Raw genomic sequence first — 546 nt, 5'->3', positions numbered from 1 at the left:
TCATCAGGTCGCGAGGATCTGGCTGCGGTCCGAGCCAGCGCATGTAGTCGGCCGGCGCCAGGATCACCGGCATCCGGTCATGAATGGTTGCCATCAGCTCATTCGGCTCGCAGGTGGCGATGGCGAAGGTGCGGATCAGTTCGCCCGTGATTTTGTCGGCATATTCTTCCCAGATCCCAGCCATGGCGAAGGGCTCGTCATCCTTCATAGCGATCGCATAGGGCTGCTTCCTCTTGCCCGTGGCATCCAGCTTCTGCCATTCGAAATACCCATCCACCGGCACCAGGCAGCGCCGTGAGGCATAGGCCTTACGGAACATGCCATTGGTGGCGATGGTCTCGCAGCGTGCGTTCACGGGCGGCGGGCGGCCGCCCCCATCACGAGCCCATCCGGGAACAAGACCCCACCGGGCCGACACGAAACCGGCCATCGAAGTGGACAATTCTTCTCGGATGATAATCGGATAGCTCAAACTCGGTGCACCGTTCCAGATCGGGAAGCCATTACCCATGCGCTCGACGTCGCCAGGATGGGCGAACTCGAAAC

1 protein-coding gene is annotated in these 546 nt (G+C 61.2%); it reads right to left on the bottom strand.

The features are described from left to right. Positions 1-546, bottom strand: a 546-nt coding sequence (locus tag AC1DX0_RS36960) for an SOS response-associated peptidase (RefSeq protein ID WP_477359637.1), incomplete at both ends; no start/stop codon positions are given.

It is taken from the genome of Mesorhizobium sp. P3_A9 (assembly GCF_056402975.1).
The sequence above is the reverse complement of the archived record's forward strand: the minus strand, read 5'-3'. Positions and strand labels throughout refer to the sequence as shown.